This is a genomic window from Vibrio sp. Y29_XK_CS5 (assembly GCF_024181835.1).
Taxonomy (GTDB): domain Bacteria; phylum Pseudomonadota; class Gammaproteobacteria; order Enterobacterales; family Vibrionaceae; genus Vibrio; species Vibrio harveyi.
Genome location: NZ_JAMZAM010000001.1, coordinates 224,265 through 250,435, shown reverse-complemented (window position 1 = coordinate 250,435; position 26,171 = coordinate 224,265). Strand labels below are relative to the sequence as shown.

25 protein-coding genes are annotated in these 26,171 nt (G+C 42.0%); 9 read left to right on the top strand and 16 right to left on the bottom strand.

All coding sequences use genetic code 11. The annotated features are described in order from the left end of the window. Positions 1–90: 90 nt before the first annotated feature. Genes NL647_RS01215 through NL647_RS01205 form a run of 3 tightly spaced genes read left to right on the top strand, consistent with a single transcriptional unit; the run spans position 91 to position 5,160 of the window. Entirely contained in the window at positions 91–747 is a 657-nt protein-coding gene (locus NL647_RS01215; RefSeq protein ID WP_154202282.1) for a TetR/AcrR family transcriptional regulator, read from the top strand. Beyond that, on the top strand, positions 734–2,062 hold the full coding sequence (locus NL647_RS01210; protein WP_253649495.1) for an efflux RND transporter periplasmic adaptor subunit: 1,329 nt from the start codon (positions 734–736) through the stop codon (positions 2,060–2,062). Before NL647_RS01215 ends, NL647_RS01210 begins: the two co-directional genes overlap by 14 nt. Further along, on the top strand, positions 2,059–5,160 hold the full coding sequence (locus NL647_RS01205) for an efflux RND transporter permease subunit (protein ID WP_253649494.1): 3,102 nt from the start codon (positions 2,059–2,061) through the stop codon (positions 5,158–5,160). The genes NL647_RS01210 and NL647_RS01205 overlap by 4 nt, the downstream gene beginning before the upstream one ends. A 705-nt stretch (positions 5,161–5,865) precedes the next feature. On the opposite strand, the gene NL647_RS01200 is transcribed toward NL647_RS01205, so the two are convergent. From NL647_RS01200 to NL647_RS01190, 3 genes are all read right to left on the bottom strand, one after another. Then, entirely contained in the window at positions 5,866–6,132 is a 267-nt protein-coding gene (locus NL647_RS01200; protein WP_009701831.1) for a hypothetical protein, read from the bottom strand. 281 nt (positions 6,133–6,413) lie between these two features. After that, on the bottom strand, positions 6,414–9,572 hold the full coding sequence (locus tag NL647_RS01195) for an efflux RND transporter permease subunit (protein ID WP_101960143.1): 3,159 nt from the start codon (positions 9,570–9,572) through the stop codon (positions 6,414–6,416). Positions 9,573–9,585: 13 nt separating this feature from the next. Beyond that, the gene (locus tag NL647_RS01190; RefSeq protein WP_009697217.1) at positions 9,586–10,743 is read right to left on the bottom strand and encodes an efflux RND transporter periplasmic adaptor subunit; all 1,158 of its coding nucleotides are present in this window, start codon (positions 10,741–10,743) and stop codon (positions 9,586–9,588) included. A 582-nt stretch (positions 10,744–11,325) separates the two neighbouring features. On the opposite strand from NL647_RS01190, the gene NL647_RS01185 reads away from it, so the two are divergent. The 5 genes from NL647_RS01185 (at position 11,326) to NL647_RS01165 (ending at position 15,574) form a co-directional block, all read left to right on the top strand. After that, complete coding sequence (locus NL647_RS01185) at positions 11,326–12,843, top strand: phospholipase D family protein (protein ID WP_253649493.1); 1,518 nt, start codon at positions 11,326–11,328, stop codon at positions 12,841–12,843. A 124-nt stretch (positions 12,844–12,967) separates the two neighbouring features. Continuing rightward, positions 12,968–13,555, top strand: a complete 588-nt coding sequence (locus NL647_RS01180) for a bifunctional 2-polyprenyl-6-hydroxyphenol methylase/3-demethylubiquinol 3-O-methyltransferase UbiG (protein WP_005448778.1) — start codon at positions 12,968–12,970, stop codon at positions 13,553–13,555. Positions 13,556–13,569: 14 nt separating this feature from the next. Next, positions 13,570–14,133 (top strand): GNAT family N-acetyltransferase, encoded by a 564-nt coding sequence (locus tag NL647_RS01175; RefSeq protein WP_253649492.1) that lies wholly within the window; start codon positions 13,570–13,572, stop codon positions 14,131–14,133. 192 nt (positions 14,134–14,325) lie between these two features. Next, the gene (locus NL647_RS01170; RefSeq protein WP_005448770.1) at positions 14,326–15,186 is read left to right on the top strand and encodes a tetratricopeptide repeat protein; all 861 of its coding nucleotides are present in this window, start codon (positions 14,326–14,328) and stop codon (positions 15,184–15,186) included. Beyond that, positions 15,179–15,574: a DUF2391 family protein gene (locus tag NL647_RS01165; RefSeq protein ID WP_005448769.1), complete on the top strand. Its 396-nt coding sequence runs from the start codon at positions 15,179–15,181 to the stop codon at positions 15,572–15,574. The genes NL647_RS01170 and NL647_RS01165 overlap by 8 nt, the downstream gene beginning before the upstream one ends. 33 nt (positions 15,575–15,607) lie before the next feature. Here NL647_RS01165 and soxR read toward each other — a convergent pair whose 3' ends face one another. The 4 genes from soxR to NL647_RS01145 form a co-directional block, all read right to left on the bottom strand. Continuing rightward, positions 15,608–16,039 carry a redox-sensitive transcriptional activator SoxR gene (gene soxR, locus NL647_RS01160; protein ID WP_005448768.1) on the bottom strand — a complete coding sequence of 144 codons (432 nt, stop codon included), beginning with the start codon at positions 16,037–16,039 and terminating at the stop codon, positions 15,608–15,610. 294 nt (positions 16,040–16,333) lie between these two features. Further along, entirely contained in the window at positions 16,334–17,053 is a 720-nt protein-coding gene (locus tag NL647_RS01155) for a carbonic anhydrase (protein WP_050932221.1), read from the bottom strand. Between the two features lie 318 nt (positions 17,054–17,371). Beyond that, positions 17,372–17,659: a hypothetical protein gene (locus tag NL647_RS01150; RefSeq protein WP_114093003.1), complete on the bottom strand. Its 288-nt coding sequence runs from the start codon at positions 17,657–17,659 to the stop codon at positions 17,372–17,374. A gap of 170 nt (positions 17,660–17,829) precedes the next feature. After that, positions 17,830–18,210 (bottom strand): helix-turn-helix domain-containing protein, encoded by a 381-nt coding sequence (locus NL647_RS01145; protein WP_050907032.1) that lies wholly within the window; start codon positions 18,208–18,210, stop codon positions 17,830–17,832. A gap of 139 nt (positions 18,211–18,349) precedes the next feature. On the opposite strand from NL647_RS01145, the gene NL647_RS01140 reads away from it, so the two are divergent. Then, the gene (locus tag NL647_RS01140) at positions 18,350–18,892 is read left to right on the top strand and encodes a nuclear transport factor 2 family protein (RefSeq protein WP_017819406.1); all 543 of its coding nucleotides are present in this window, start codon (positions 18,350–18,352) and stop codon (positions 18,890–18,892) included. Positions 18,893–19,177: 285 nt separating this feature from the next. Here NL647_RS01140 and NL647_RS01135 read toward each other — a convergent pair whose 3' ends face one another. From NL647_RS01135 to tdh, 9 genes are all read right to left on the bottom strand, one after another. Beyond that, the gene (locus NL647_RS01135) at positions 19,178–19,546 is read right to left on the bottom strand and encodes a hypothetical protein (protein WP_253649491.1); all 369 of its coding nucleotides are present in this window, start codon (positions 19,544–19,546) and stop codon (positions 19,178–19,180) included. Positions 19,547–19,557: 11 nt separating this feature from the next. Next, entirely contained in the window at positions 19,558–20,019 is a 462-nt protein-coding gene (locus NL647_RS01130; RefSeq protein ID WP_253649490.1) for a hypothetical protein, read from the bottom strand. 252 nt (positions 20,020–20,271) lie between these two features. Beyond that, positions 20,272–20,499: a hypothetical protein gene (locus NL647_RS01125; protein WP_050926427.1), complete on the bottom strand. Its 228-nt coding sequence runs from the start codon at positions 20,497–20,499 to the stop codon at positions 20,272–20,274. Positions 20,500–20,778: 279 nt separating this feature from the next. Then, the gene (locus NL647_RS01120) at positions 20,779–21,588 is read right to left on the bottom strand and encodes a hypothetical protein (protein ID WP_253649489.1); all 810 of its coding nucleotides are present in this window, start codon (positions 21,586–21,588) and stop codon (positions 20,779–20,781) included. 509 nt (positions 21,589–22,097) lie between these two features. Next, a complete protein-coding gene (locus NL647_RS01115) occupies positions 22,098–22,406 on the bottom strand; it encodes a hypothetical protein (protein ID WP_253649488.1) in 309 nt (102 codons plus the stop codon). A gap of 683 nt (positions 22,407–23,089) precedes the next feature. Then, complete coding sequence (locus NL647_RS01110) at positions 23,090–23,422, bottom strand: hypothetical protein (protein WP_253649487.1); 333 nt, start codon at positions 23,420–23,422, stop codon at positions 23,090–23,092. A gap of 406 nt (positions 23,423–23,828) precedes the next feature. Further along, positions 23,829–24,092: a hypothetical protein gene (locus NL647_RS01105; RefSeq protein ID WP_253649486.1), complete on the bottom strand. Its 264-nt coding sequence runs from the start codon at positions 24,090–24,092 to the stop codon at positions 23,829–23,831. Beyond that, complete coding sequence (locus NL647_RS01100; RefSeq protein ID WP_253649485.1) at positions 24,082–24,333, bottom strand: hypothetical protein; 252 nt, start codon at positions 24,331–24,333, stop codon at positions 24,082–24,084. Before NL647_RS01100 ends, NL647_RS01105 begins: the two co-directional genes overlap by 11 nt. A gap of 743 nt (positions 24,334–25,076) precedes the next feature. Then, positions 25,077–26,108, bottom strand: coding sequence for an L-threonine 3-dehydrogenase (gene tdh, locus NL647_RS01095; RefSeq protein WP_005448756.1), 1,032 nt, complete (start codon positions 26,106–26,108; stop codon positions 25,077–25,079). Positions 26,109–26,171: the final 63 nt, after the last annotated feature.

The following is a 26,171-nucleotide window of genomic DNA, read 5'->3' as shown; positions in this document are numbered from 1 at the left end:
ATTGATTAAATAGCGATGAATTTTTCGTATGTCGTATAACGAATCGCCGTCTTATAATTAATCAAATGTTTAATATTTTGAGAGGCAACGGTGACAAAAGCTCAAAGAAAGGCAGGAAGACCCACAGACCAAATTGATGCTCGTGAAAAGTTAATATTCCACGCACGCGAGCTCTTCACCATCATGGCCTACGACAAAGTATCCACTCGTTTGGTCGCACAAAAGGCTGGAGTGAATGTCGCGATGATTCGTTACTACTTTGGAAATAAAGAAGGGCTATTTGAAACGATGCTGCGCGAGACACTGTCACCCATGCAGAAGCAATTGCAAGCTCTCGTATCAGACAGCAGTGAGCAAAATTTTCTCGACTTAATGCGTACCTATTACCGAGAAATGATCAAAGTGCCGCAGTTTCCTCGCTTAATAGCTCAAGTCATGCACATGCCTCCTTCCGAAACTCAACGAAAGTTACTTGAAAAAGTATTTGCCGACATCAGCCAACCAATGCAAGGGGTTATCTTCGATAAGTTGGTCGACAGTGGTGTTCTGCGAAAGGGAGCTGATCCGCAACTTTGTCGTGTCTCTTATATCAGCTTAATGGTTTTCCCTTTTATGGCACCACCAGCGCTACTCTCCATACACGGTATTGAACTCTCAGAAGCATTCTTGAACCGGTTGTTCGAACACAACATACAACTGATGAAATATGGACTCTTAGACTCGGGCGACCAATATGAAAATGAATAAAAAACTGTTGTTCTTTCCTGCCCTTGCTGCCGGGATCGTCATTCTGCTTTTGGCAATTAACCTCAAACCAGATTTGCCAGTAAAACCTGCGGGGGATCGCGCAAGGTTAGTCGAAACTGTTCCTCTTGAACTGAAAGCCATTGCTCCTATCGCTATTGGGTTCGGAAAAATTACACCCAAAATTGAGTGGAAGGCTATCGCCGAAGTCACTGGAAAAGTAGTTTATCGCCACCCACAATTGGAAAAAGGGCAAGTACTACAAGCAGGAACGGAGATCTTAAGGATCGATCCACTCGATTACGAATTAAAACTGGTTCAAGCTCAAGCCGACCTTAAGTCTGCACAAACCTCTCTAGCTAAGCTAAACCAAGAAGAAGCGAACTTAAAAAGCACACTAAAAATTGAAGCGAATCGTTTAGTGATCGCCAACAAGGAACTTGCTCGTAAACAAAACCTACGCAAGAAAGGCTTAACATCACAATCTGATGTGGATCAACAAGAGCAAAGTGCGCTTTCTCAGCGTAAGTTGGTGCTTGATATTGAAAATCAGATAGGTTTGATGCCAGATGAGAAGCGTGTCGCTGAGGCGTTAGTTAAGGTCAACGCTTCGAAAGTGGATGAGGCGAAACGTTCACTTGATAAAACCTTCATCACGCTCCCATATGATCTGCGCATTGCTCAGGTGGATATCGAACAAAATCAAGTAGTGAACCTTCAACAAACTATGGTCACAGGGCATGGCATTGATGTGATGGAAGTTGAAGCCCAGCTGTCGATACATGATATGCAAACCCTTGCTTCAAGCATCGGTGAGTTTTTACGTGATGAGTCTGGTATCCCACAACCTGATATGAATGCTATCCACGCCATTATTGAGCTTAATAGCGGCAACCTATCTGCGTCGTGGTCTGCTAAAGTCGCGCGTATCAGTGAGACGGTGGATCCAAGCCAAGCCACCGCTGGGGTGATATTGGAGATTGAGCAAGATTATCGAGCATTGAAACCAACGTCTGTACCACCTCTCGTGAACGGTATGTTTGTACGTGCGTTGATTGAAGGACAACAGAATCCAAGCTGGGTTATTCCTGAACGCGCGCTCCATGGAGACAAGATCTACCTGATGGGTGAAGATAACCGTCTTCAAATCGTGACTGTTGAGGTACTCTATCGACGCGACAACCAAGTCGTTGTCGAAGGTGCCTTGGAACAAGGTCAAAAGTTAATCATTAATGACCTGTTGCCTGCTATCAACGGCATGTTGTTGAAGGAAGCATCAGAGCAGAGCCAAACGGTGACTGAGGGGTCCGACTCATGATCCGATTCTTTGCAAAACACCCAACCGCAGCCAATTTGTTGATGTTGACGTTGCTTATCTTGGGTATTTCTTCCCTCTCTGGCATCAAGCGAGAAACCTTTCCGGAGTTCGATCCCCCTTATATTCTTGCTGGCGTGGTTTATCCAGGAGCATCCCCTCAAGAAGTGGAAGAGAGTATCTGTGTTCGTATGGAAGACGCCGTAGATGGACTCGCTAATATTGAAGAAACTCAGTGTGAAGCTATTGAAGGGTCAGCTCGTCTCATCTTAAAGTTAAATGAGGACGCCGATATCGGTCGCATGCTCGTTGACGTTCAAACTCAAATTAACTCGATCAATGACTTCCCACAAGAAATTGAGTCGCCCGTAGTTCAAGAACTGGACTGGAACGAGCCTGTCGTTGATGTGGCAATCACTGCAGATACGACTTGGCCGGAATTAAAAGGGTATGCCGAACAACTTAAACGCACACTAAAACTCGATTACGGCGTGTCTCTGGTCGATGTGGCAGGCTTCTCGGATCATCAATACAGGGTAGAGCTTGATACACAAGCGATTCGACAATTAGGTCTGAGTGTGGGTGATATTGCGGAACAAATTGGTCGTCAAAACGTTAAGTTACCAAGTGGTAATGTTGAAACACCAGACAAAAATTTCCTGATTCGTTTTGACGAACGCCGCGTTACGCCAGAAGAACTAGAAACTATTGTTGTTGGCTCAGGTCCGAATGGCTCAATCATTCGCTTAAAAGACATCGCTACGATTACAGATCGTTTCGAATTAGATGAGCAGAAAGTACTCTTCGATGGTCACCCTTCTGCCCTTCTAAAGATCAGTAAAAACAAAGAAGACGATGCTCTCAGAATCAAAGAACGTGTCGCTCAATTTGTGGAAGAACAGCAAGCCATTGCGCCAGACGGAGTCATGCTACAAATGACCAATGATCTCTCGTCGGTGCTTTGGGATCGTCTTACTATGATGGTCAAAAATGGCTGGCAAGGTATCATTTTGGTCTTCGCTACGATGTGGTTGTTTTTTAGCTTTCGCTATTCATTTTGGGTTGCCGCCGGTTTACCTGTTGCATTTTTAGGTGGCTTGTTTTTGATGGCACAGCTTGGACTATCCATCAACATTATGTCCTTAGTCGGCTTGCTAATGGCGATCGGTATCATGATGGATGACGCAATCGTTATAGCGGAATCCATTGCCGCTCACCTTGACCGAGGCGAAGAGATTGATGACGCCGTTATCAAAGGCGTTAAGAAAGTTTTACCGGGTGTAATTTCTTCCTTCTTAACCACCGTTTGCATCTTTGGTAGCCTGCTGTTTCTACAAGGTGAAATGGGTGCAGTGCTAAAGGCGGTTCCGCAAGTACTTATCTTGGTATTAAGCTTGAGCTTAGTGGAAGCATTTTTGATTCTACCCAACCACTTATCTCATTCACTGCATAAACAAAAACAAGACAAGACCACGCCAAAGTTCAAACAAAAGCTACTGGCATCTTTTGAGAACTTCCGTAATACCACGCTGGTTAATGCCGTAGATAAAGTGGTTGAGTATCGCTACGCTTTCATGGGCAGTGTCATTACTTTGCTGCTGATTTCTGCCGCAACGTTAATTGGCGGTTTGCTTAAATTCCAGCCCTTCCCTGAGCTAGACGGTGATATTGCCGAAGCTCGTATCATTCTTCCTCCTGGGTCTTCGCTATCCCAAACAGAGGCAGTGGTAGATAAGATCGTCGCATCAGCGCAAAAGCTCGATAAAGAATGGACTGAAAAAGTTGAAAGCGGTAATCCGCTCGTACTACACATAACCAGTCAATTCAACACGAATGCTGATGCCAACGAATCAGGTCCCCATATCGCAACAGTTAGATTGGACTTGTTAGGGGCAGAAAGCCGCAACACTCTCATTGATGACTTTATCACAGCATGGCGTGAAGATATTGGAGAACTCGCAGATCCCATCTCTCTGGTATTCAAACAGCCCACGATGGGACCGGGTGGTCGAGCAATAGAAATTCGTGCAAAACATGATGATCTTGATGCATTGAAAGCGGCTTCGATTGATATTCAACAGTATCTTAATGAATTTGACGGTGTTCATGGCGTGCTAGATGACATGCGCATGGGTAAAGAGGAAGTTCTGGTTAAATTGCGTCCCGGCGCAGAAGCTTATGGCATCAATGGTCAGCTTGTTGCAAACCAACTGCGTGCGGCATTTTTTGGTCAAACCGCTGACGAAATCCAAGTCGGCGTTGAGAATATTTCGATAGAAGTTCGGCTAGATAAAACGCAAGCAGGCGACTTACAACAGTTGGCGAACTTTCCGATTATCTTGCCAGACGGTAGCCAAATTCCGCTCGCGACCATTGCAACATTGAATTTCCAGCGCAACTACGTACGCATCCAACGTATTGATGGATTGCGCACGGTGAGCGTATTTGGTGATACCGACAACACCAAGGCAAACTCAACCGCTATCATTCGCCAATTCCAACAAGATGAAGCGCCAAAATTGATGCAGAAGTACCCTGGGTTACGTTTCGACTTTGAAGGTGAAGCTAAAGACACCGCCGAGACCGGAGCCTCTATGGGCAAAGGCTTCTTGCTTGGGTTATTTGGCGTGTTTGCCATCCTAAGTTACCAATTCCGCAGTTACTTGGAACCGTTTGTAGTCATGCTCGCGATCCCACTTGCTTTTATCGGGGTAGTATGGGGGCATATTGTGCTTGGGCATTCCTTAAGTATGCCGAGCATGATGGGCTTTGTCTCATTGGCTGGTATCGTAGTAAACGACTCAATCTTGCTAGTACAGTACATACGCCATCATGTAGATGAAGGTGACAATGTTCATGATTCTGTCGTTAAAGCGAGTAGAGAACGTTTCCGTGCCGTATTCCTAACCTCGATGACAACCGCTGCAGGTTTGCTACCGTTGCTAACGGAAACCAGTTTGCAAGCCCAAGTTATCCAACCTCTGGTTATCTCTATCGTGTTTGGTATTTTCGCCTCGACGTTGTTGGTACTGTTTATGATTCCTGCCGCTTATGCCATTTTGGCTGACTTCGGTCTAGTTCATAAGCACGAAGAGATCTAAAACAATCCGATAAGTTTCCTTATCAAAACAAACAAGAGCGGCTTAGGTCGCTCTTTTTGTTTTCAGTGAAAAACGTTAAAAGCCACACAAACACGTAACAATTAAAAGGTTATTATGAGGCATTAAGTGCAAATATGAACAATTGAGAATGCGATATGTTGACTTTTATATAACTAATTCAAATGACAGGTACCGTGTTTATGATAAGTTTTATTATCAAAAACGACATTTAGCACAGTAAAAACACACACAGACAACACATTCACAATTTGAACTAACGATAATGAAATCATTGATTGAAGAATTAACATTTTAACAATGATTACAACAATGTTAACTTTAGCCCCGTTGGTCGCACTGGTGGTAAGCCTCTCACCAAGCCTATTGTCAGTATGATATGGACGTTCGACCATCTCCAAAATGAATAGACACCCAAATTGGTGCCCTTTTTTCGCCCGCGAAGGTATTCTTCGCGGGCTTTTTTCTTTCTAACTATTTCAACTCACTACTGTTGCCTATCATGTCGCCAGATATATCGTTCGTTTTCACTAACTCGTAAACACAAAAAAAGCCAACCTAGTTAAATAGATTGGCAAACAGAGCAACAAGATTGACGCCGATAATTCATCACGTCGCCCTTGTATCGGATGTACTTTGGTTAATCGCGCTTCCTTGTGACTAACACGGAATCTTTAACGTCAGAGCTTAAGATTTGGTTGCCTCTATCTTCTGGCACTTGATCTTTACCAACTGCGCTTGTTGTTCTTTGATGTGTTTAACAATGCGCTCATCACGTTCATCAATGGCGTCCATGTTCATTTGTTGGATGTCCGCAACTGCCTCATGCTTCATTGTTGTAAATTCTTGACGTAGATCTGCACTCCACTCATCTTTGTCTAGAGTGTTAGCAGCAGCGATTGGTGATGACATTACAGCAATAAGACCTAGAGTAGATAGAAATACGCTTTGCATAATAAGCTCCTTAGGGATTAGCAGTTCATTGGGTTGCATCCTATACATTGCACATAGAATGCCAACTTTTTAAACCTTTAATATCAATGACTTAAAATAAGCATCATTTTTCCACCATCTGCTCGGTGGCGAATTTCACACACTCAGTGTTAAATTAACCAAGCAAATTTATGAATATTTAACCATTCACTCAATTTATAGTATAGGAAGTTCATTTCAGTTCGCTTAAGGTACAAAAAAAGCAGCCCGAAGACTGCTTTGTAATTTCGTTCTAGGTGAAACTAGCTTTGCATACTTTCTCTACCAGTTGTATTCGCTGACGGCTTCTTGAACTTACTCATCACACGCCCGAAAAAGCGTTTGATTGCTCGGAAGATGTTTTTAATGTCTTCAAGCATCAGGTACAAACAAGGCACCAAAATCAAGGTAAGTACAGTAGCAAACAGCACTGCGAAACCAAGGGCTACTGCCATAGGGATAACGAATCGAGCCTGCAAGCTGGTTTCAAACATGATGGGTAAAACACCAGCAAACGTCGTGATCGATGTCAGCGTGATCGCTCGGAAACGTGCACACCCTGCCTCAACGACTGCTTGCTTGATGCTCATGCCTTTTTCACGCACTTGGTTGACGTAATCTGTCATCACCAAGGAATCATTGATAACCACACCCGCTGCCGCGATCAAACCAAACGTCGACATCATGCTGATGTCCATATCCAGCCAGAAGTGTCCCCAAATCGCACCTGTTAAGCTAAACGGAATCACCGACATGACGATCAGCGGTTGGGTATAGCTCTTCAACGGCACAGCCAGCAAGATGTATACGATGATCATGCCTGCAATGAAGAACATGATTTGCTCGTTACGCTGCGCAGCTTGCTCTTCAATATCACCGCCCAATTCCGTTTTCACACTCGGGAAAGCTTGCTTCATGTCCGGTAAGATGTTGTCGTCAATTACCTTCACAACTTCTTGAGGTTCAACCAACTCTTCATCAATAGAACCATAAACGTAAACGGTTTGGTAACCACCTTCTCGTCGAATGCTACTCACACCCGGTTGTTCGTTGATCTTAACCACATCACCCAGCATGACCTTTTTCCCTGCTGGCGTCGTGATCACTGCATAGCGTAAAGAAGAAAACGCTTCACGAGTCAATTGCGGGTAACGCACCATGACTTTGATTTCTTCACCATCACGAATAATGCGCTGCGCTTCACCACCATAGAAACTGCCACCAACTTGTTCTGCAATCATCGTCAGATCCAAACCAAGGTCGTAAGCAACTGGAGCAAGTGATAGTAGAACTTCTTTGCTACCGGAATCGATAGACGAAGATACGTCATACAAACCTTCTTCTTGCTGCAGTCGACCAATCAAGTAACGACCCGCTTCATTCAGCTCGTTAATATCCGAACCAAACAATAAGTAACCAAACTCATCACGATCACCACCGCCTGCACTTTGCTCACGGATCTTAAAGCTCTTCATTCCCGGAATCACAGGCATAGCTTCACGCCAACGACGCGCAAGCTCAAAGGTATTAAATGGACGTAATTCTTCATCGACAAGTGGCACAAGAATGCGACCTTCAGTACGACTGCGGTTGTAAGACAGCATGTCACGAATCATACCTTGACCGTATTCATCGATGATCTGATCTTCGATTTCTTGCATCACACCTTCAATGGTTTTTAGCGCATTAATGGTTTGCTCACTCGATACCGTGTCATTCATTTCAATCGTAATCGCAGGATAATCCGTTGGTACCTTTGGATTCGGAATCACACGCACATAGTTAGAACTCACCAAGGCTGCACTAATAAGAAGCAAGCCACAGAAGAAAGCAAATACAGTCCAGCGCCAATGCGTACACGCTTTAACAAAACTACGGTAAGGACCATTCACAAAACCAAAGAAACGCTTGTTAAAGCTATCACGCCATCCATCTGGTTTGATTGGTTTGAAGTTCGTATGCGCTAAGTGAGCCGGAAGAATCAACTTAGATTCAATCAAACTAAAGGTAAGACACAGGATCACAACACCAGCAATGCCATAAAAGAAGGCACTATCAATACCACTAGAAAGCAGGAAAGGTGCAAATACCGCAATCGTAGTCAACACACCAAAGGTAGCTGGTGTAGCAACACGTTTAACGCCAGTGACAACATTTTCGACACCACCGCCCTTCTCTTCGATTTCACTATAAGCACTTTCCCCAGTCACGATAGCGTCATCGACAACGATACCGAGTACCATAATAAAGGCAAATAAAGAAACGATATTTACAGTGATACCAAGCATGGGCATCATCATCACTGCGCCTAAGAAACACACTGGCAGCCCTAACATTACCCACATCGCCAAGCGGAAACGCAAGAACACACTCAGCATGATCGCTACAAGCGCCGCACCTTGAAGCAAGTTTTTCAGCATCATATCGAGACGACCATTGAGGTAATAGGTCATATCAACCAGTACTTTTAACTGAATATCGCTAGGTAACGTTTTGTTCTTTGCTTCAATATAGTTACGAACAGACTCTGCAACAGGAATGATGTTTTGGTCGCGCGTGGCTTGAACCGCCATGTAAATTGCATTTTGACCTGAATATTCAAAGTAACGATCTTCTTCTGTGAAGCCATCTTTGATGGTTGCAATGTCTTGCAGTAACACCTTGGCGCCATTTGCGCCGAGTTTAACGGGGATATTTCGAAATTCATCGCCATGGTAATACTGGTTCTCAATACGAACCGCAATCATACCTGCGTTGGTTTTCACCTCACCTGCGGAGAAGTTAGCAGAATAGCGACGAATCGCATTACTCACGTCATTCAGTGTTAGATCATACTTACGCAAAACAAGTGGGTCGACTTCAATCGCAATCTCTTCCTCTGGCGCACTGAGATCCACTAACATAACGTTTTGTAGTTGCAGAAGCTCATCTTCGACTTGTTTAGCAATAGGTTTGAGCTCTTCAAGAGGTCGGTCCCCGACTAACCCCATCTCAATCACTTCTTGTCGCCACTCCACTTGATAAACGTTAATCGGCTCCATGCCCGCAGGCAAATTGGATAAGGTGTCCACTCTTTGCTTTACATCGTCCAACACACGTTTGATGTCCGCGTTCACATCCACTTCAATCGACACATGCGCACTGCCTCGGGATGCGCGTGCGACCGTCTTTTTGATGCCGGTGACGTCTTTAATCGACTCTTCCACTTTCACCAAAATACTCTCTTCAATTTCTTGTGGAGAAGCACCTGGATAAGCAGCACGAATATTGATGTAGTTGACCTCAACATTCGGGAACATTTGGCGTTGAATGAATAAGAAACTCACGATGCCCATCACGATGATGAACACCATCATTAAGTTTGCAGCGACAGAGTTATTGGCAAAATAGGCAATAATGCCTTTTTGTTGATTCTCTTCCATGATTGACTCCTACTTACTGTACGACGGTTTCGGAGTCGTCATTCTTTTTTGCGACTTGGACTGCCATGCCTTTTTGCGGGTACTCAGGCAAAGTCAGAACAAGCATGTCTGATTGCTCTAAGCCTTCCCCAACAAGCAAAAACTCACCTTCTGCACGAAGCACGTTTACTGTTCTTGGTTGCAGTTCATTTTCACCATTCACTACCCAAACCGTTCGGTTTTTCACTAACTCTTGTGGTAAGCGATAAATGTGCTTTAGTTCTTTACCTGTGAAACTCACTTCGACATACGAACCAAACTTAATCGGCGGCTGCTTGTTATCTAAGCCATAAGGATCTTTCACCTGAATGACCATGTTGATCATACGTGTCGCGCTGTCGATCATTCCTAAATCTCGAACGACCTTACCTTCTCTCGTTGTTGAAAGAATACCTTGTTGGGTCACCGTTGCTCGCAGTTCTTTTAAGGAGTCAGGAAGGAACGCACTGTCAAAGCCTGCGATCGGAACATGGATCTCTGCCACTTCAATGTTATTTAACGTAGCCACGCGAGAACCAGAAGAAACAAATTGACCGACACCGATGTCGCGTTCAACAACGAGAGCATCGTAAGGTGCTACCACTTTGCAGTTTTCTAGGTCACGCTTTGCTCGTTTCAGGGCTGCTTGCGCTGACTTCACTTGCGCTTGAGCACTTAACACCTGTGGTTTGCGTAAATAGAGGTCTGTAATTTGTTTATCGCTTAACTTCTTCGCTTGACGTTTCGCTACCTCAGCTTTTGCTTGCTCTTCAATTAGAGCTGCACGAGCGCTTGCTAAACCGGCTTCAGCTTGGAGTACTGCCGCTTCGTAATTATCACTTTCAATCGTGAATAGCACTTCACCACGTTTAACGATGCCACCAGTGACAAAGTTTGGATGCCAACTCACGACCTCACCGCTGACTTGTGCAGCGAGGTGGGTTTTCTCAAAAGGGACCATCTCACCATGACTGGTGATTACGACTTTATGATCGGTTGGAAAAAGTGAAGAAGTTTGTACTGTAGGTTCAGTAACGGTGTCTTTGGTTGACTCTTTTTCTGGTGCGGTCGCAGCGATAGCGGCATAGCCCGCATAAGCCCCCCCCATCACGACGAAGGGTAAAAGCCAACGTAATACTGGTTTTGCTAACATCAAAAATCCTTTTTTATTTTTGTATTCTCCTATTCATCCCCATCAGGCATTCGCCTTAAGACCACGTTAAAAATCCGAGATTTTGTAACTGGACCTTACACTCCCCGCGGACAAACAGTGAGATATTTGCATCTGAAATAGACAACTTTATAAAAGAGCCGTGCTTCCGCTGTTTTTGTGACTATCGATCACAAAAGAACTATCCATGGCAAGTTAATAAAATTAACAAAAACTTAACCACTTTCGCAAGTTACGGCCTCTCACACTCACCGTTTATACGCAATAGGTGTGCCAATCGTTTACTTTTTAAATATCAATAAGTTAAATTAATCTAGCTATTTTTTGTAGTTCAGTGTTGGTAATTACCACCAGATATTAGTGATATTAACCATTTACCAACAAAACATAAGTTAAAAACATGATATTGTCCGCCTGAATAATATTCCATTTTCATGCATTAAATGTGGTTTCGCGCTCTTTGCCTTGAATGTGAAAACTGCGACTTAACCTAACCCGCTCGCATTACCAGTTACCAACGCTTGATATATAATCAAAAGGTTATGATAAACAAGGAAGTGTGCATTGCGACGTTCTCTCTCAAAAGCCCTCTTGGGCTCTATGCTCTTACTGGTCTCAGCGTGTTCATCCATTCAACCCAGAGATCCAAGTGAGAAATCCACCAGCTTTCAATTTGGCTATCAAAATGATTCTGCTTTGGCTGTTTTTTTTGAAAGCTACGACAAAGATCCAGACTCTGATACCGGTTTTTATCCACTAAACCAAGGCAATGACGCACTTCTTGCTCGAATAGCTCTGATTGAATCCGCCGAGAAAAGTTTGGATTTGCAGTACTACATTTACCGTAGCGACGAAACTAGCCAACTGATGACATGGCGATTGTATGAAGCCGCTCAACGCGGTGTACGTGTTCGCCTATTGCTGGATGACATGCAAAAACGCAATGATGAAGGTATGGCGCAACTGAATGCTCACCCTAACATCGAAATTCGTTTGTTCAATCCTCATCAATACCGAGACGCGCGCGTATTTGCTCTTGCGAGTGACTTTGACCGCCTTAATCGTCGTATGCACAACAAGTCACTAATATCAGATAGTGTCTCCGCGATTGTTGGTGGTAGAAACATTGGCAATGAATACTTCTCTTTTGAATCTAATGTCGAATTCGGCGATTTCGATGTCATGCTTTATGGCGAGGCTGTGACACAAACCGCGGATCAATTCGACCTTTACTGGAACAGCTTGTATGCGATCCCAATGGAATGGATTGTGCCTGAATCAGAAAGAGTTGCCGACGATGCTATTAAAACTCAAGTTAAGAACTTGAAATTAGAAGAAAAGTTCTCTACTGGTCCTTATAATTTTAAAGAACTCGATCTTTACGAAGAACTGCAACAGGGCAAGTTGAATTTATACTGGGGACAAGGTGAAGTTTGGTTCGACTTGCCCGATAAGATTGCAACTCAAGAAAGCCAACTTGTTGCCAACCTCAGTGAACTGTTAGCAAACGTAGATAACTCTTTTGTACTAATATCCCCGTACTTTGTGCCAACAAAATCTGGGACAAAAGCACTGACGGACGCGGCAAAGCGAGGTATCGACATCACAATAGTCACAAACAGCTTGGCATCGAACGATGTGTTTGCCGTTCATGGCTGGTATGCGAAATACCGAGAAGACTTGGTTAAAGCTGGGATCAAGCTTTGGGAAGTGAAAGCCAGCGCAAAAATCAAAAGTAAATGGAGTCTCACGGGCAGTAGCAGAGCAAGTTTGCATGCCAAAGCCATGATGATCGATGGTAAAACTCTGTTTGTTGGTTCCATGAATTGGGATCCACGTTCCGCTGAACTCAATACCGAAATGGCAGTCGTCATCGAACAACCTGAATACGTGCAAAAATCCTTAGCGCAGTTGCCCAAACAGCTCAGAGAAAATGCCTATAAAATCGTAATCAAAGATGGCGACATAGCGTGGGTTGATATGGAGACTGGTGAAGAATTCGATTCGGAGCCAGAAGCCAGTGTATGGAGAAAAATGGGCGCTTGGTTCTCTGGCATACTTCCAATTGAAGATCAGCTATAACCCTCGTTATGCGCCTGCTAAATACCAGAAACCAGAGAGAATAGCCCACCGCTCAGAACATAAGGGAGTCGTGTTCTATTGAAACGTAATACGACAAAAATAGAAGAGTGAAAAAGGAATCACGATGTCAGTAAAATGGAACGAATATTATCAAAAGGTCGCGCAGCAGCCGCACCGTCCCAACGTCGAGCGTGCAGCGAATTTACTTACTCTCGATAATAAAACCGCTATAGATGCGGGATGTGGAACTGGAAGAGACTCTCAGTATCTTCTTAGTCGAGGCTACACCGTTCATGCTTTCGATGCGCATCAAGACGCTGTCGAAACCTGCTTAACTCGCTTTGAAGGCAACCCTCACTATTCCATATCCCATTCTTGTTTTAGTGATTTTACGTACCCTGCTTGCAGTTTATTTATCGCCAGCGCTAGTTTGTTCTTTTGCCCTAGCGAACACTTCGCCAAGGTCTGGCAAAAAATCAACAAAGCATTAGTACCTAACGGCGTATTTTGTGGCGACTTGTTAGGAATCAACGATTCTTGGGTTGAGGCAGATACTCACCCCAACATCTGTGCTTTCACCAAAGAGCAAGTGGAAGCTTTGTTTGAAGGTTATGAAATACTTCATTTTCACGAACGAGATGAAGATGGCACAACAGCTGTTGGACACACAAAGCATTGGCACACGTTCAGCGTCACCGCCATTAAACGTTAATTAAAAGGTAAACTATGTACCATTTCCAAGGCGTGACACTGCGACGCGCGACCCCTGAAGAAGCAAAGAATCTATATCAGTTAATTACTGAAGATGAACGATGGGCTAAATTTAATGGTCCTTACTTTCCATATCAAACTCCGACACTGGAAGGCTTTCGTAACAACACCTTACAACGCCTAATAAAAGGTGAAGACATGTTATTGATTGAGTTCGAGGGTAAACCTGTTGGCTCTGTCAGTTGGTATTGGGAATGCGAGAGCACGCGTTGGTTAGAAGCTGGGATCGTCATTTACGATTCTAACTACTGGAACAAAGGGTTAGGTTTTAGCGCATTGGTGCCTTGGATAAGCCATATCTTTGACACACAAGAAATAGAGCGAGTCGGATTAACCACATGGTCAGGTAACCCGAGGATGATGCGCTGTGCGGAGAAACTCGGCATGCAGCAAGAAGCACGAATTCGTAAAGTGCGTTATTACCAAGGCGAATACTACGACTCGGTCAAATATGGCGTATTGAAAGAAGAGTGGCAAACACTGACCCAAGGCTTGTTCAGCCCAGATCAATTCGCATAGACCACTTACACAATACCGGAGTAAAAAGAGCAAACGCCCTACAAAGTGAGATAGCCCGCCACGAGACGAAAAGCTAATGACTCGTCAGAACACATTATAAAACAAGTGTTTTTCATGAGTTCTTTGCTAAACATAGTCGCTATTTGCTATGGTTTCAGAGATCCATCCACTCTCGACGCAAAAGGACGTTTTATGCGCTTAATCATCGGCATATTCTTCGCTGCTCTACTCTCTTTTCCATCTCTAGCATCAGAAGAAAAGTATTCAGAATCCGACCTTTTAGATCGCCCTTTGATGGAACGTTATATCCTCGACGAATTAAAGTCTCTACGTCAGGAACAACAGGATTTAGAACGACGGATGGTCGTCGAGATCACCGACCGCGAACTTACCGTAGCCGATAAATCATTGAACTACGCTAACGTCACCGTCACCTACTTCTTCTATATCATCGCAGGTGTTGCATCGCTAATTGCCTTTGTCGGTTGGCAGTCACTGCGTGAATTTAAACACAACACCAAAGAAATGGCAGACAAGCGACTAGAAAAAATCGCTCAGGAATACGAGAAAAAGTTCCTAGCATTAGAACGCGACTTAAAACGCAAAACTCGCATCATCAGCGAGAACAACAAAGAAATCGAGAAAATCAACGAAATCCATAACTTATGGCTTCGTGCACAAAGCTCACAAACTCCAGAGCAACGTATCGATATCTACGATGAGATTCTGCTGATTCGCCCGGGCGATTTGGAAGCACTCACTTACAAAGCAGATGCCGCAATGGAGATCAAAGAATACCATTGGGCACTGAGCTTATGTAATCGCGTTTTGGAAGTAGATGACACTAACGGACCGGCGCTTTATCAACGTGCATGTGCGTACTCTCGACTCGGCATTGAAGAACAAGCGATTGAAGATTTGGAGCGTGCAATAGATGCCAGTCCATCAATTCGCGACTTGTTAGCTGAAGAGCAAGATCTGGAACTGCTTCATGGGCATGAACGCTTCGAGCAACTTCTCACAAGTAACACTACAGAGTCTAAGCATGAGTAGCCACTTCAATCTCGAAGACGCCAGCCAAGTTCTCGTTGGTGCTTTTGCTTTAGCCGTGCCAATTTCATTTTCGGAAGAGGCATGGCGACTAGGAGAAAGCCTGCCTTTTATTAACTTACTGATGTTGTTTAGCCTTTCAGTACTCTTTTTAGGTTTTTTCGCCTATCAAAGTGTATTTCAAAGCAACATCAAGACTCGTATTACGGTATTTATTTTTCGTGTCGTGATTGCTTATTTTATTGCCGCTGTAGTTGTTGCTCTGGTTCTATTTTGCATCAACAAATTGCCAATGTTTACCGACCCAATTATCGCTCTTAAACGCGTAATAGTCATAACCATGCCAGCTTCAATGGGCGCTATCGTCGTCGATAGTTTTGATAAAGAATAGAACCACATTCTCGTCACTAGGGGCTAGTTGCCCCTAATCATCCAACGTTAAGTTCGACCCCGAATGATCTTTCCCTAATACGTCTTCTGGGTTTCTTAACGCACACGTTTCAAGCGACAAACAGCCACATCCAATGCACCCGCCTAAGTCATTTTGTAATGCTTTTAGCTTTTGAATTTTTAGATCCAATTGTGCATGCCAATGACTTGCCATGGTTTCCCACTGTTGCTTGTTTGGCGCTTGATGCTTGGGCAACTCTTCTAATGCCTGTTTGATTTCTTCTAGGGATAGTCCGACTTGTTGAGCTGCTTTAATTACCGCAATACGACGAAGTACACTGCGGTGATACCGCCTTTGATTGCCTTGGTTTCGCCAGCTTGATATGAGTCCTTTCTGCTCATAAAAGTGCAGTGCTGAAACCTTTACTCCAGAACGCTTTGCTACCTCACCAACACTGATTTCCATGCTTTGCCTCTTGTTCTTACAAATGCCAACCTCAAGCTTAATTGAGGTTTTAAGTTACATTACGCTAACAAATTAAGCCATTAAAGACGATGAAAAAGAAAATCCTGTACTCATTGGCTATGCAGTATTTAGAGGGCATTCTTCACGACTATTTATGATAAGAAAATTCTAGCAACAGATGCCAAAACGGTTACGGTAGGGATGATGCGACGCTTGGGTTAGAAAATGAATGGCAAAAACAGGTTGATTGCCATTCATTAGCTTTAGTGGGATCTTTCTCTGTGTGAGCGCGGATTACTGTTGAGCAAGGATCATACGTGCATTAAGCGGCTGAATTGGACGGTTGTTGTGTCCCATTGCTTTAGCAAATTCTTTCACCTGCTCAGGTGAGATCGTTTTAGTGTCTTTGATCACCAACCAACGAACTCCTTCAGAGCAAGGCGGAGTCGTTAGAGAACCATTAAAACGGTAGTAGTCTTTATCACTTGGGATAAGCGCGTCCGCATCAAAAGGGACTTCAATAGCAACATCATGATCTTTATTAGGGATGTTTTGCAGTAACTTAGCTAGATCTGGGTTCTCATTACCCAGTTTGAAGAACACTGCGACAACGGCTAGGTGACCCGCCTTATCAGCATGCACAAAGTGCGCTTCTAGAGGGTATTCCTTTCCATCTACATGGTTTTCTGATGGCGTGTGGAAGTGAAATTGTTTTAATACGAACTCTTTGCCATCAATCGTCAGTGTATTTTTCCCTTCTAAACTCGTCTGTAAGGTATGACCGTTGTTTAGCAATGAAATCGCTTTACCTTGATAATCAAATTGAAGCTTATCTAGTTGGGCTTCAGTAGACGATTGAATATTAATTGGGCTTTGGTTTTGTCCTTTAGCGCATTCGGAAGCAAACTCCCCCCAATGAGCAGGTCCATGCTCCCCCTCGTAGCCCCAATTCGCCGCATTCGCGGAGCTCGCAAATACCAAAGCAAGACCAAGTGCTGTTAGTGACTTTTTCATGTTTTCTCCTTGTTTTCTTCCATTCGAGTGTTGTGAAAGCACACTCATACTAATCGTTGTGGAAACATACATAACAGACTGAAAACAATGATTGCGAGCTAACTTTGGAACCCATCACTCTAGTCGCGAAATTGAGATATTACTTAGGATTCAAAAGTGAGAAAACATCTCACAAACGAAAAGACCGAGCACAAGGCTCGGTCTTTATTTTTGAATCACTTATTGAGCGTATCAAAGATACTCAGATATTAGTATTACTATAAAATAGAGAACACTAATTTAGAAGAGAGCGAATCCCGTCATAGTACCATTCCTTTACTACCTAGTCGTGCTCAGCTCTGGATCTTCTGTTTGTAAGTTCTCGGCTAACCCCATTTCTCCTGCTGCAAAGAGTACGCTCCCTAATGCGGATAGGGTTTCATTGCCCTCACGGTCTGGAAACTCACCTGCTTTAGCAACCGTTTCTGGCTCGATAGTGTTTTTACACACAACACTCAAACAGCCCTCATCTTCTGGTTCTACATTGGGAACACCCAACACATCATCAGCCAACACACTCACTGGGAAAGTGCTAGATAGGAGTGCTGCCAACATCAAATGTTTCATTCCATACACCATACATTCACATCAAAGATAAAAACTGAGACAATGATAATGTGAGAATGTTCAAAGAGAAAGTACGTACGACTAAATCAATGGACTGTACATATCTGTCTCAAACTTAGAAATGCAACAGATGTTTATGGTTTAATATCCATCCCAACTTTGAAACAAGATTAATTTTTTTCATCGTAAACCTTTCGAGAGTGCTTTACTTCTTCTTGGTGCTCGTCAGCCCAACAAACCAGTTCGTACAAAGGCTTAACCAACTCCCGCCCCAACTTCGTTAGTTCATATTCTACTCGTACAGGCACCTCAGGATGAACAGTTCTATTCACATAACCTTCTCGTTCAAGATCACGAAGAGTTTGGGTCAACATTCGCTGAGAGATTCCTTCTATTCTTGATTTCAGAGCATTAAATCGTTCTGAGCCATCTACAAGAGCAAAGAGGATCAATAGCGACCATTTATCGCCAATCTGCGCTACAACATTACGTACAGGGCAATCTTCATTATTGTGAAAAACACGCCTTTCTGAGTTAACTTTCTTTGCCATTTGTCGCTCCCTTCTCAATCTATTGGTTACCAAAAAGTGCCTAACTAAGTATTTGGTGCCTTCTTGTTATGTAGGTTACTATTAATTACTATAGTTATCAATGTATACCTTAATAGCAAGACGACCATTGGAGTTACCTATGTTTAAATCACTTACCTCACTTATTCTTCTATTTGCAAGCACAGTGGTACACGCGCAATCTAAAGACACGTTGATCATTGATCTGCCATCGCTCCAGAAAACGAATTGGTCAGAACAAGAGGTTGAGAATGCAGAATTGATTACTGATTTCGTTCAAAACCTCATGAATAATCACAATTTTAGCTACATCCTGGAGCACTATAACGACAGCTCTTATGTACAACACAATCGAAATCTACCTGATAAAGTGACAGGCTTAGTTAACTTCTTGGAAGAGTTTGTCGAGGACTACCCAGACTATGCCTATGATGTTAAACATATCTACGTAGACGGCGATTACGTGATCTTCCATTCGCATGCCACATTAGATAGAGAGGACAGAGGAAATGATCAAAAAGGGATGAACATCATCGACACATGGCGCATCGAAGATGGCAGAATTGTCGAGCACTGGGATTCAATTCAAGCACTTGATTTCTCGATGAGAGTTTATTCTCTAATCAGCGGTGGGGATATCGCTAACTCGAATGGTGTTTTTTGACAAATTGATGTTAAGAGATAGATATCATTTTGCTCTAAATTGCCTTTCAACGATTGATTATTTTTGTAACGAAGAAATTCTTAATCTCACCATCCCAACAGAATGAAAGTAATATGTGTGGCGATAAAAAACTAGAGACACAGCCGTAGCTTTATGATGTTACAGAAACAAAAACGCCCCAAGGTTCACTTGAGGCGTTTTTGTTAAGGTGAGATAAAAAAGTCAGACCATCTAAATCAAATGCTCACATCAACTCCGGCCCATTTGTTCTGAATGGCTCTGACTTTAAATCCAAATCCACTTTACAGGTGATGACGTGACTTCTAGTTCACCCCAATCGCCCGACAGAAAATACTGATCATTCGATAATTGAAAAACATCAATATTGCCATAATCTTCTTCACCGGAAACATCTTTAAATGGAGTTTCGTTTCTACTTATCCATTTAACGCGCTTTAAGCCTTGAAAAACAACCTTACCTTTCTTATAACAATATTGCTCATCACTCTCAGGTGTCGTATATAATGGGTGATTCTCTGTTAAGACCGCTTCAACAATAAAAGAAATTTCATTGGAAGATTCATAAATACCCAATACAAAGCTATCTTCAAAATAAATACCAGCAAAGCCTTCCCAGTGATAATAATTACTCATAACACAGCCCCCTATAAATCAAAGTCAATTGGTGTGTGATTTTCAGGGCTCTTACGCGTTACTTGATTACCAGCAGGATTTACCCTTTGACCACTAGAAGTTTTAAGCTCAACATGAGGGCCAGCACTACCAGGTGCGCGTTGACTTCCACCTTTAATAGTTACCCGAGCCACTCCATTTTCATCAACCATTCTCAAAGTACCGTTTGCTGTTTTGGTGGATTTAAAACCCACCGATTCCACTTTTGCTTTTATGGCGCTGGTCGTGGTTGAACCATCAGTTTTTATCATGCTTCCAACTTGCTGCCCACGTCCCCCCTTTGTAACACATCCCTGAGATTTAGCCTTGCTTTTACTGCTCTTAGACTGCTTTTTAGCAGCGTCTTTCGCCTTTTTCTTCGCGATATCCCTTAATAGCTTTTTAAGGAGCGCTCGTGCCGCAGCAGCAGTCGTCGCCGCTATTGCAGCTGCCACCGGATTTCTACCATCCAGGTCCACATACCCTAATGGTTCACCATTCACACAAGCATAGAGATTGATCCCACCTTATTCTTGTAGTGGGGCGCTGGTAAGGCGAATAGAACCGATAGCCAAAATAAACTAACCCACTCGCAAAGTCACTGCGTTTCGTTGAGTAACCAAAGGGTTGCCCACTAAAACTGCCTCCTTCGACTTGTCCCAAGCGTATTCTTGAACTACCTCCCCTTGAGCATTACGTTGTTGAAGCTAAACTAACCCATAACGAACAAATTGCTTCTCCTCGACCAGCGCTTTGTCTTTGTAAAACTGGTATTGAGCCAACATATGGTCATGCGCGTAAGCAAATTGCTCACGATATTGAACGTTATCATGCGTAAAGTTCAGTTTGGTTAATCGGTTTTCTGCATCGTACTCGACTTCAAAAGGCCAAGAGCCCCTTAATTGGATTTCCGTCTTTATCGTACGAAAATGCACTGGTATCCCCATTCCGCCCTAAAAGGATGTGTCCCAGAAAGAAAACAAAGGCACCTCAATTCGGTACCTGTCTTTTATTTAAAAGGTCAGAGAAATACGTTTGATTAAAGCTTTATTGTACTGCTTCCAGTTAGTTGTTTTGTAACGAGGTTTAAGCATGAGGCTACGACGATTGATGGGTATAGCCAATCAGATCGTAGCTTCTTGATTTAGTTCAATTGATTTAACCAACAGACCCCGTATTTTAAGAAATTCACTATTAACGTTAGTACAGCATTTTTAACCTAATCGTAAAAAACTCAATCCTTTCTCTTCAGCTAACCGACTAAAAAATAAAATATAATCATAATCTGAGGAATAGATATAATTAGTATTTTCCCACCCTTCAAAATAGCTAACAGCCAAGGTTGGGAATACTAACTTATATAAAAATAGAGAGGGAATAGTTTCTCGTTTTTGCTTAGCAATTTTTGAAATAGAATCACTATCAGTAAAATACCTAAATGACACCCTGCGTTTTTTACCCCGACCCACTACTTTAAATGTATAACATTCATAATTAGTTGCCATATAAAATGCAAACTCATCTAATTTTCTTGAATAACTCTCTTTGACTGAGTTAGGTGAGTTAACATATCTAAAATATTCCTCTTCATTCAGCCAATGATCAAATACAGAAATAGCGCCAATTTTCGTTTCTATACCATCATTATCATCATATAAATCTAGTAAGTTAGGGAATATTCTGCATAATTCCTTTTGTGTTGCTTTTGAAACATTAAATACCCCTCTCCTTGTATAACTAGTTTTAATCTCTTTGCCTTTTACCATCTTCGTTGTATGTACCATCTCTCGTTTTCCCCCTTCCCAATCACGCTTTTTGTTCCACTTTTTCCAGTAACTCCCACCATGGCTGTTCCCTCTGGCGCGGTCACGTTCGAAGATAGGTTCCTTGGAACCTTTAGGTCTATAGGCTTGGTTCGACCCTGGGATTTTCTCCCAGTTTTCTTTATCATTTGAGGGACCGCTTTCCGTTTCGCTTTCTTCAGCTTCTTCATTAAAGTTGCATAGATAGATTGGTAAGTGCACATATTGCCACGCCAACAGTAACACCGGCTACTACACCAGCAACCGCCCCTGAGGGGCCTGCGACCATAGCTCCACCAGCGGCACCAGCTGCCACCGGATTTCTACCATCCAGGTCCACATACCCTAATGGATCACCATTCACACAAGCATAGAGATTGATCCCACCTTGTTCTTGTAGTGAGTCTAAGTGGTCAAATTCACTATGCCACGACACTGATCCCATTCTTCGAGATAACAAATTGTAAAAGTATCATATCTTTGTTACTTTCCTCCGCTCACAGTTCTTTAATTTCTTTATCACAGTATTTTTTTATTGCTTTAAAAGTTACAATCTATGTGGTGTTGCCAATTGAAATGCATAAAGTGACAACCCTGCTAAAAATATAGCCGGAATAGGCGAGTCTGATAACAACCAGGAGACAAAATCTTTTGGCAAAAGGCAATACCTGCCCAGTTAATACATCACCTATTTAACCTGATTCAAAGAGTAATCAAAGAAAATGTATGGCTTATTCCTGTCGAAGTTTAGAACCATCGGGGTTACATGCTTCTTCGTCGATCAACGTTGGATAATAATCTTTTTTATCTTCCATTCCATAAAATAGAGTTCCATGGATTCCCTGAACATCGCACTTTCTAACCCTCCGGTCCCACAAATTCTTTAAAGCCTGTCTAACAACTAAATTATCTAAATCAATATCTTCTATAAACGCGATGTTAGTTTTGCCAATAAAAAATAATGAGAACTCATCGTCTGTTGCCGAAAAAATATCATATGTTGCGTTAATTGCGTCATCTATAATCTGTATATTCTTCATTTTCTGACTTTTCTCCTGAAGTAAAATCTTAAAAGACTATCGTCACCATTATATACCTATCAAAACTATCTTATTTCCGACATAATATTAACTAGTTTAGTATTTTTTCTGTGATAAACATTCATATTTAATTTATAAAACATCTTCCAATCCATCTATTTTTAAATTCTGTGCAAAGGGGACTTTCAACACATAGACCGTCATTGAAATTTTTAACGGGATTCATAACAATATTACCTAAACCTCAGTATTCTTTAGATCTAACTAAACCTTTTCAGATAATTTAAATAATGAGGCTATAAAGACTAACATTGCTATCATGGAATAGAGAAAATCAGTTCAAAAAGTCATGGAGCAATCGTTGTTCATCGCTTTGTTGTGCTTCTTCCAGTTTGTTGTTTCGTAAAGATGTTTAGGTATGAGACTTTCAAAAATGGTGGAGGTAAAAGTCAATTGTCGTAACTTTTTGATTTAGTATCATTGATTTTAGGAGTAGAGGCTCGGGGTATCTTCTGTTATTTTTATTTTTACGTAAACATAATTATTAGCATATAGGTTAAGCTAACAACGCAGGTAAGGTAAATAGAATCGATAACCAAATTAGACCTACCCACTCGAAAAGTCACCACGCTTGGTTGATTTAGCTCTATCCACTTTAACAACAAAAGTTGCCCAAGGTTCAATTAGCTACACGTTAGTGTATATATTACCTTATGATTTAATATGCTTCTACTTTCATTCAAGAGCATTTTATCTTTATTTATCTCACAGTAAGAAAGTGCATATCCTGATATTTTTTTACCATTTATGTTTCCCTTAAACTTACATACACTATTTGATTCTGTACCATTAGCAAGCCTGAGTGTTGGCTCACAGTGCACATCAAAGATCTCAAAATCTTTTACTTCACTTGGGTTAATTCCAACCAGAGTTAAGTGAAAATATATATAGAGAGATAAAAATATGAATATAGCCATAAGCATTATTACAGTAATTTTTTTCAGTTTACTTCTCACATAAAACTCCTTTGACAAACCTGTTGTATACATCAACAATCACACATAAAAATTTTGAGGGAGGAAAGATGGTACTAGCCATATCACATACTTTCTATTGGACTCTCTTTCAATTTTTTCAATACCATCAGTTACTTCTTTGGGATAGTAATTCTCTAAAGGTCTATCTGGTACGCATGGTATTGGGATACTTTGTTGACCATCCGGGTCCACATACCCTAACGGATTACCATTCACATAAGCATAGAGGTAAATCCCGCCTGCTCTGCAACCAACTCTATGGGGTCAGAGAACAATCATTGTGCATAGATCTATTCTATTTCTTCTAGCTTATTGTTTTATAAAGATATCTAGACATAAGTTTACGACAATTGGAAAGGACAACAGATCGATTGTCGCAACTTTTTTAATTAGGTTTATTTATAGTCAATGGATAAGATCCATTTCCATTCCACTCTATTTCGCTAAGATATTCTAACAAAGTCTTTTCTGCGTAGAGTGAACCTTGATTAACATCAAGATGAAAAACTTGATAGCAACCTAAACTTTCAGCATCTAAAATAGCATTCTCACCATTATTATTTGATGTTACAATAACTCCATATCGACCAAAATCAGGAAATATCCCTTCAATTTCCCTAGTTATTCCTTCTTTATTTTTAAAAAACAAATGGATAATTAAAGTCTATGCCATTTTTTTCAGAAAAATCTATGCATAGTTTTCTTGCCGCATTAAATAATTGGAATATTTCTTGAGTATTTTCACTTCTAGATTCGCATTCTACTTTATAAACTTCCAAATCTAAAAAACCAGACTCATCAAAGCTCACTAGCCAATATTTATCTCTCATTATGATTTTCACTGATATCCATGATGAGCACTTATAATCAATTTCATATTTTCCAGCCATGATTTGTCAACCATTTTTAGCAATAATAGAAAACTTGGGGGCGAATCTTTTGGCTCACCATCTTGATTTAGTGCTCCTCCTTTAGTTCCATGAGCATGCCACCAAGAACTCCATACGCACCAGCAGTCTCTAAGATTCAAAATGTTCATTGTTAAAATTACCAAAGCGAACCTAATAAACATTATGCAATCCTTTAAAATCATTAATAGATGTAGAAATATTAAACTCTGCTTTGAGAAAAATAGTCATTTCGGTATAGCAACCTCGACTATATACAATAAGATTCATTAGTGGAAATAACGTTAATTCATACCATCATAAACATAATTTATACCATCATAGAATCATGTATATTGAACGATAGCTTTAATAAAAGGTAATTGGAGTTTATTGAGATGCTATTATGATTATTATAGTTCTCCTGCTCGCTGACCATTTGTGACAATATAAGAGTAACTCTGTGGTAGCCCGATAAAATCAAAGAGTTCTACATCAGTAATTCAGTTAAATAGTTAGAAAATTCAGGAAAAAGAAGAATCACGAAGATTGATGTAGAGCGGTTAAAAGAGGTAAGTCAGAAAAAGTATGGAAGGTGTTAAAAAGAGTTCATGAGGTGATAAATATTACTCTCTTACAAAAAACTCCGAAAAACACTGTAGTTTTTCGGAGTTTTTAACTGGTACCAGGGTGGTGGAGGTAAAATTCTCCTAAGAGAACCTAGGGACTATTTTACCAGCTTTGCTCTATTCCCAATCAAGAATAACCTTGCCTGACATACCGCTACGCATTACATCGAAGCCTTCTTGGAAATCATCAATCTTGTAGTGGTGCGTGATGATTGGTGATAGATCCAAACCAGATTGGATTAATGAAGCCATCTTGTACCATGTTTCGAACATTTCACGACCGTAAATACCTTTGATCACCAAACCTTTGAAGATAACTTGGTTCCAATCGATACCCATGTCTGATGGTGGAATACCTAGAAGTGCAATGCGACCACCGTGGTTCATCGTCGTTAGCATGGAGTTAAATGCTGACGGGTTACCAGACATTTCTAGACCTACGTCGAAGCCTTCTGTCATGCCTAGCTCAGACATTACGTCTTCTAATTTCTCTTCAGCCACGTTTACTGCACGAGTTACGCCCATCTTACGAGCAAGCTCTAGGCGGTATTCGTTTACGTCTGTGATAACAACATGGCGAGCACCAACGTGTTTCGCTACCGCAGCTGCCATGATGCCGATTGGACCAGCGCCAGTGATCAGCACGTCTTCACCGACGAGGTCAAAAGAAAGCGCGGTATGTACAGCGTTACCAAACGGGTCAAAGATTGATGCTAGATCGTCAGAGATGCCTTCTGGGATTTTGAACGCGTTAAACGCAGGGATCACTAAATATTCTGCGAATGCGCCTTCACGGTTTACACCAACACCGATCGTGTTGCGACACAGGTGAGTACGACCACCGCGACAGTTACGACAATGACCACACGTGATATGACCTTCACCAGAAACGCGGTCGCCGATTTCAAAGCCACGAACTTCCTGACCAATCGCAACCACTTCACCCACGTATTCGTGACCTACAACCATAGGAACTGGAATTGTCTTTTGCGACCATTCGTCCCAGTTGTAAATGTGTACGTCAGTGCCACAGATAGCGGTTTTCTTAATTTTGATCAGAATGTCGTTGTGGCCAACTTCCGGTTTTTCAACCTCAGTCATCCAGATGCCTTCTTCTGGCTTTAGCTTTGATAGTGCTTTGATTTTCATAATATTCACCCAATATTGCCCCGCTCTATGCGTGACAAAAAATTCTTTCATCTACCGTCATTA

Excerpts from the sequence above, each read along its gene's own strand:
- NL647_RS01210 (WP_253649495.1), top strand. The coding sequence starts at position 734 with ATGAAAATGAATAAAAAACTGTTGTTCTTTCCTGCCCTTGCTGCCGGG.
- NL647_RS01205 (WP_253649494.1), top strand. The coding sequence starts at position 2,059 with ATGATCCGATTCTTTGCAAAACACCCAACCGCAGCCAATTTGTTGATG.
- NL647_RS01200 (WP_009701831.1), bottom strand. The coding sequence starts at position 6,132 with ATGCAAAGCGTATTTCTATCTACTCTAGGTCTTATTGCTGTAATGTCA.
- NL647_RS01195 (WP_101960143.1), bottom strand. The coding sequence starts at position 9,572 with ATGGAAGAGAATCAACAAAAAGGCATTATTGCCTATTTTGCCAATAAC.
- NL647_RS01190 (WP_009697217.1), bottom strand. The coding sequence starts at position 10,743 with ATGTTAGCAAAACCAGTATTACGTTGGCTTTTACCCTTCGTCGTGATG.
- NL647_RS01180 (WP_005448778.1), top strand. The coding sequence starts at position 12,968 with ATGTCAGTAAAATGGAACGAATATTATCAAAAGGTCGCGCAGCAGCCG.
- NL647_RS01175 (WP_253649492.1), top strand. The coding sequence starts at position 13,570 with ATGTACCATTTCCAAGGCGTGACACTGCGACGCGCGACCCCTGAAGAA.
- NL647_RS01170 (WP_005448770.1), top strand. The coding sequence starts at position 14,326 with ATGCGCTTAATCATCGGCATATTCTTCGCTGCTCTACTCTCTTTTCCA.
- NL647_RS01165 (WP_005448769.1), top strand. The coding sequence starts at position 15,179 with ATGAGTAGCCACTTCAATCTCGAAGACGCCAGCCAAGTTCTCGTTGGT.
- soxR (WP_005448768.1), bottom strand. The coding sequence starts at position 16,039 with ATGGAAATCAGTGTTGGTGAGGTAGCAAAGCGTTCTGGAGTAAAGGTT.
- NL647_RS01155 (WP_050932221.1), bottom strand. The coding sequence starts at position 17,053 with ATGAAAAAGTCACTAACAGCACTTGGTCTTGCTTTGGTATTTGCGAGC.
- NL647_RS01150 (WP_114093003.1), bottom strand. The coding sequence starts at position 17,659 with ATGAAACATTTGATGTTGGCAGCACTCCTATCTAGCACTTTCCCAGTG.
- NL647_RS01145 (WP_050907032.1), bottom strand. The coding sequence starts at position 18,210 with ATGGCAAAGAAAGTTAACTCAGAAAGGCGTGTTTTTCACAATAATGAA.
- NL647_RS01140 (WP_017819406.1), top strand. The coding sequence starts at position 18,350 with ATGTTTAAATCACTTACCTCACTTATTCTTCTATTTGCAAGCACAGTG.
- NL647_RS01135 (WP_253649491.1), bottom strand. The coding sequence starts at position 19,546 with ATGAGTAATTATTATCACTGGGAAGGCTTTGCTGGTATTTATTTTGAA.
- NL647_RS01115 (WP_253649488.1), bottom strand. The coding sequence starts at position 22,406 with ATGAAGAATATACAGATTATAGATGACGCAATTAACGCAACATATGAT.
- NL647_RS01100 (WP_253649485.1), bottom strand. The coding sequence starts at position 24,333 with ATGGCTGGAAAATATGAAATTGATTATAAGTGCTCATCATGGATATCA.
- tdh (WP_005448756.1), bottom strand. The coding sequence starts at position 26,108 with ATGAAAATCAAAGCACTATCAAAGCTAAAGCCAGAAGAAGGCATCTGG.